Raw genomic sequence first — 5548 nt, 5'->3', positions numbered from 1 at the left:
CTCGTGGGCGCGGAGAAGTGTATAAGAGACAGCCCCCGGACCGCCGAGACGAGGTGCCCGCGACCGCCGGCCGCGGGCACCTCGTCGCACAGATCAGGGCTACTCCTTGACCATGACCACGTCGGCCGGGCGCTTCACCGTCACCTCGACGCCGTAGTCGAAGAGTTCGAGCGTCGCGGCGGACGTGCCGGTGTCCAGCCGGCCCTTCAGAGTGGACTGCCACGTGCTGTTGAGCACCACCTTGGCGATCCGGCCGTCCGCGTCGATGGTGACGTCGCCGGCCGTGCTGGTCGACCCGTCCTTCGACTGCGTGCCGTACTCGAAATGCAGCGTGCCGTCCGGGTTTTCGCTGATCGTCGCGTTCGCACCCTTCAGCGCCGTGAACAGGCCCGCCGGGTCGGGCGCCGCGGCACCCAGCACGCCGCTGCCGTCGTCGTACAGCGACAGCCGGTCGTACGTGCCGGGGTACTGGCCGTACCGGCCGTACGTCTCACCCGGGCCGCTCTTGTCGGCCGGCAGCTTGCCCTGCGGTCGTTCCCCGCCCTCGTACCGGGTGCCGTTGATCAGCAACTCGGTCATCACCGAGTCGTCCTGCGGCGCCCGGACGTACCCGGTGGTGGTCTTCGGGTCGAACGCGCCCTCGTACGTCAGGCCGCCGTCGGTATAGGTCAGTCGCATGCGGTAGCTGATGTTCTCGCTGGCGCTGACCGCCGCCACCAGCTTCATCTCCGGCGAGACCGGAGCCGGCCGCGGCGCCTCCTGGGCGGCGGTGCCGGCCGGGCGGTCCGTCCCCGGCATCGTCGCCACGGTCGCCGCCGTGCCGATGCCCAGCGCCAACAGCGCGCACGTCGCGCTGACCATCGTCGTGGTCCGACGCCGCCGGGCCCGCCGGCCCCGGTCGAGCAGCGCCCCCACCGGGGGTGCGGAGTCCGGCTCGCCGTCGACCATGTCGTGCAGCTGGTGGGCGAGTCGCTCATCGATCGCGTTCATGGCTGATCACCTGCTTACCTGATAGGTGGGTTCATCGAGAAGGTGGCGAAGCTTGTCCAGGGCCCGCGCGTTCTGGCTCTTGACCGTGCCCTGCGAGCAGCCGAGCACCCGGGCGACCTCGCGCTCGGTCAGGTCCTCGTAGTGGCGGAGCACCACCACCGCGCGCTGCTTCGGCGGTAGTGACATCAGCGCCCCGCGCAGGACGACGGCGTCCGGGCCGATGTCGCCGGACGGGGCGACCCGGTCGGGTACCTCCCCGACGAGGCGCTCCCGGCGACGTCGCCGCCAGGCGGACGTGTGGTTGTTGACCAGGGCGCGGCGCAGGTAGGCGTGCGGGTCGTCGAGCCGGGACAGCCGCCGCCACCGCTCGTACACCTTGACCAGGCTGTCCTGGAGCAACTCCTCGGCCCGCCACCGGTCGCCGGTCAGCAGCATGGCCAGCCGGATGTGTCGCTGCCAGGCCACCTCGACGAACGCCACGTACGACCGGTCCGCGCTGGAGTGCGGTTCTGTTTGGTCGGTCACGCCCCTAACACGTGACGGTGCCACGGAAGGTTGTCACCGCTCCTCGTCGCGGTACGTCGACTTTGGTTACCACCCGGACGGCCCGGTGGCCGTACCGGTGGTCCGGCTGGCCAGGGCAGGGTGCGGATGACCCCACCGGAACGCCGCCGAGGAGTGCCGATGCCGGCCGAGCGCCGCCCCGACCGCCTTCCCCTGCGCCGCCGGCTCCCGCCGGCCGTCGCGCTGCTGCTGCTCGCGCCCTGGGCCGCCGAATGCTCCTGGGGCGGCTTCACCGCCGACGAGTTCCTGCTGGTGGTGCTCGTGCTCGCCCCGATGTACGGCGGGGCGGCGCTGCTGATCCGGGAGACCGCCCGGCACCTGGGCGCGGGCTGGCCGGCGATCGTGCTGCTCGCCGCCGCGTTCGGGGTGGTCCAGGCCGGCCTGGTCGACCAGTCGCTGTTCAACCCCGATTTCCTGGACGACACCGGGTTCGCCGACACGCAGGCCGCCGCCGAGGCAACCCGGGTGCCGGGGCTCGGCTTCAGTGCCCGGCAGGCGGTCGACTACGTGGGCAACCACGTGCTGTTGAGCATCTGCGCGCCGATCGCACTGGTCGAGTCGTACCTCGGGGCGGGCCGGCGGCTGCGGCCCTGGCTGGGCCGACCCGGCCTCGCCGTGGTCGCGCTGCTCTACCTGGCCGGCAGCGCGCTGATCTTCTCCGACGTGCGCGGCAGCGAGGGCTTCCTGGCCAGCCCGGTCCAGCTGGCCTTCGCCGCCGCGCTGGCCCTCGCGCTGATCGGCACGGCCCTGCTGCCCCGCTGGCGCCACCGCCCGCGCCCCAGCGAGCCGCCCGGCCAGGACGCGCCGGCGTTCACGCCCGTCCACGCGCCGCAACCGGCCGGCACTCCGCCGGGGCCGACCGACGCTCCGTCGGCCACGCTGGAGCGAGCCGGCCCACCCGCGACCACGGCGGAGCGAGCCGGCCGACCGATGGTCACGGTGGCGCCGGCCGGCGGGTGGGCGCCGCGGCCGGTGCTGGTCGGCCTGCTGGGGATGATCGGCTATTTCGGCCTCGCCCTTTTGCCCGGTTGGCCCGGGATCGCCGTCGCGGTCGCGGTCGCCGCCGTCGCCGGTGGGCTGGTCGCCCGCTGGTCCGGCCGGGCCGGCTGGGGGCAGCGGCACGTGCTGGCCGCCGCCTCGGCCAGCCTGGTCGTCGCCGCCGGGTTCGCGTACGCCGTGCCGACCTACGCCCCGGCGACGCCGACGGCGGCCCTGGTCGGCGACGTCGCGATCAGCGTCGTCACGCTCACCGTGGTCAGCGGCGCCTGGTGGCGGCTGCGCCGGCCCACCTCCGCCGATCTTCCACCCGCCGGCTGATGCTCCCGCCTACCAGCCTCCGTCGCGAGCGGAGCGGACGACAGGTCGGCTGGCGCCGCCGGTAGCTGGCCGACGAATCGACTCCGTGCTGGGCGAAGCGTCCATTGACGAGGGTTGCCAGAATCGGGCAGCACCCGGCGGGCCGGCCCGCCGGCGGGTTCTGGTGGGAGGTCCGGGATGCTGGGGTCACGGGAACGAGGCGGGGCGCGTCGGCGGTTGCGTACCGGCGCGGCGGTGGTGCTGGCGGCGGTGCTGCTCGGCTCGGCTGCCCGGGTGGCGCCGGCCGCCGCGGACCCGCTGCCGATCAACCCGACGGTCACCGCCACCGTCTGGGCGCACTCGCCGACCACCGCCGAGTACCGGATCACCGGCGGCTACAGCGCCAACTCCGCCGAGGGCGACGTGATCGTGCGGCGGACCGGCACCGGGGCGTACACGGTGACCCTGGAGGGTGGGGCGACCACCGGCGGGGTGGCACACGCGGTGGCGTACGGCGGCGGGCCGGTGCACTGCACGATCGCCGGCTGGTACCGCAGCCTGGTCGCGCCCGACCTGCTGATCCAGGTGCGCTGCTTCGCGGCGACCGGCGCGCCGGTGGACAGCCGCTTCGTGGCCACCTTCACCAACCGCAAGCAGATCCACCAGGGCCGGCTGGCCTGGTTCGTCACCGACCAGGCGGCGCCCACCGGGGTACGCACGCTGCCCGCCACCTACCGGTACGACTCCACCGGTGGGGAGATCCGGTACGAGCGGCTGGCGACCGGCCGCTACCAGCTCCACCTGAACCCCCACCCGCCCAGCGAGTACGGGCACCCGTACTTCCCGCTGACCCACGTCACGGCGCTCGGCACCAGCGCGGTCAACTGCCAGATCGCCTGGCCGGACCACCTGCAGGTCCGGTGCGCCAACGCGGCGGGCATCCCGGTCGACGCCCGCTTCACGGTCACCTACGGGGTCCGCATCGACCTGCTGGGCCACTCGGCCGGTCCGCGCTTCGCCAGCGGCACGCTCTACGGCGAGAACGCCAGCGACGGGGTGATCAGCGGCGACTCGTACAACTCGGTGCTGGCCGACTACGGCGGCGCCCGGGGCACCCTGCTGGGCACCGGGCGCTACCAGATGACCTTCCAGGGCACCGGGACGGCGTACGGCACCGCCTTCGTCAACGCGCACGCGCCGCACTTCGACAGCCAGCCGATCCGTGGCCACTGCGTGCTGGCGAGCTGGTTCCGCTCCGGCGCGGACACGGTCGTCCTGGTCAACTGCTACGCCTGGCTCGGCGTGCCGGCGAACCTGAACGCGCGGATCTCGTACACCACCTGGCCGTTCGCCTGAGCGCGCCGCCGCCACGGCCGGGCGGCGACCCGGTCAGCGGCGACGGTAGCGGGCGGTGACCCCGGTCAGCAGCGGCGGTAGCGCGCGCCGGCCGGCGGGGCGCGGTTGAGCGGTGGCAGCGGTCAGCGACGGAGCAGGTAGCGGGCGCGGCGGCCGGCGTCGGCGAAGCCCAGCCGGCGGTAGAGCGCGCCGGCCGGGTTGTCGTCGTTGACGCAGAGCCAGGCGTCCCGGGCGCCGTCGGCGGCGAGCGACCGCAGCGCGGCGGCCACCAGGTACGCCCCGACCCGCCGCTTCCGCCAGGCCGGCACCACGCCGACCTGGTCGATCCACACGCCGATGACGTTGACAAAGCCGACCGGCTGCCCGTCCGGGTCGCGGGCCAGCAGCGACAGGTCCGGCCGGTACTCGTCGTCGTCGGCCAGGTCACCGAGCCACTCCTCGGCGGTCGGCGCGGCGAAGCCGGGGCGGTCCGCGAACGACGCGTGGTAGATCGCGAACAGGTCCGGCCCGACCTGCGGGGTGACCGGCTCGGTGCGCAGCCCGTCGGGCAGGGCGACGGCCGGGATCGCCGTCAGGTCGTGCCGCAGCACCGACTCGGCGAAGGTCTCGCGCAGCCCGTGGGCGGTGAAGAGCCGGTCCGCGCCCGGGCTCCACGACTCGGTGGTGACCACCAGGTCGGCGTCGCCGGCCTGGTCGTTCGCCCAGCTCAGCAGCCGGGCGCCGAGGCCCTTGCCCCGCCAGTCCGGGTGCACGATCCCGGTGGCGGTGGCTGGCCGCGCGGTGGCGTCCGTGGGGGCGCCCGCCCGCGCGGTGGCGTCCGTGGGGGCGCCCGCCCGCGCGGTGGCGTCCGTGGTGGCGTCCGGCCGCTCGGGGACGCCGACGCCGACGGCGGCGACCAGGCCGTCCTCGTGCCAGGCAGCGAGGGTGCGGGTCTGCAGCAGGCGGGCCCGCAGCAGCGGCGGCCGGGCGAACAACGGCAGTCCTCCGTCGGCGGCGAGACACGCCTCGGCCAGCCCGGTCAGGGCCGGAAGGTCGTCCGCGCCGAACTCGCGCCAGCTGAGCGTCTCGATCCGATCCACCGTCGTTCTTCCTCGTCCCTGCCCACGGCCGCCTCCGGCCACGCGCCCGGCGGGTCAGTAGGCACCGCGACCGCCAACCCCGTCAACCGGATTCACCCGACCACGACCCCGAGCACCGCGGACATGCAGCGCCCCGCCAACGTGCATCGCCGCACCAGCGTGCAGCGCCGCACCAGCGCAGATCTTGGACAGTTTCCGTTCCGTGCTAACGGAAACTGTCCAAGATCGCGCCAGGTACGGACAGCAGCGGGAGGGGAGGGGGC

The 5548-nt window shown here is 74.3% G+C and carries 5 protein-coding genes; 2 read left to right on the top strand and 3 right to left on the bottom strand.

Features of this window, described 5'->3' with window-relative positions:
* Window positions 1-99: 99 nt before the first annotated feature.
* On the bottom strand, window positions 100-990 hold the full coding sequence (locus DLJ47_RS11435) for a hypothetical protein (RefSeq protein WP_109900018.1): 891 nt from the start codon (window positions 988-990) through the stop codon (window positions 100-102).
* 6 nt (window positions 991-996) lie between these two features.
* The gene (locus DLJ47_RS11430) at window positions 997-1515 is read right to left on the bottom strand and encodes a SigE family RNA polymerase sigma factor (protein ID WP_109900017.1); all 519 of its coding nucleotides are present in this window, start codon (window positions 1513-1515) and stop codon (window positions 997-999) included.
* Window positions 1516-1674: 159 nt separating this feature from the next.
* On the opposite strand from DLJ47_RS11430, the gene DLJ47_RS11425 reads away from it, so the two are divergent.
* Both DLJ47_RS11425 and DLJ47_RS11420 read left to right on the top strand, forming a co-directional pair.
* A complete protein-coding gene (locus tag DLJ47_RS11425) occupies window positions 1675-2871 on the top strand; it encodes a hypothetical protein (protein ID WP_109900019.1) in 1197 nt (398 codons plus the stop codon).
* Window positions 2872-3048: 177 nt separating this feature from the next.
* Window positions 3049-4206 carry a hypothetical protein gene (locus DLJ47_RS11420; RefSeq protein WP_146228074.1) on the top strand — a complete coding sequence of 386 codons (1158 nt, stop codon included), beginning with the start codon at window positions 3049-3051 and terminating at the stop codon, window positions 4204-4206.
* A gap of 122 nt (window positions 4207-4328) precedes the next feature.
* Here DLJ47_RS11420 and DLJ47_RS11415 read toward each other — a convergent pair whose 3' ends face one another.
* Window positions 4329-5285 carry a GNAT family N-acetyltransferase gene (locus DLJ47_RS11415; RefSeq protein WP_109900015.1) on the bottom strand — a complete coding sequence of 319 codons (957 nt, stop codon included), beginning with the start codon at window positions 5283-5285 and terminating at the stop codon, window positions 4329-4331.
* Window positions 5286-5548 lie beyond the last annotated feature (263 nt).

The organism is Micromonospora sp. S4605 (genome assembly GCF_003176715.1).
In the GTDB taxonomy this organism is placed as follows: Bacteria; Actinomycetota; Actinomycetes; order Mycobacteriales; family Micromonosporaceae; genus Micromonospora; species Micromonospora echinaurantiaca.
Note: the sequence above shows the minus strand (reverse complement) of the source record. Positions and strands in the feature narration are given on the sequence as shown.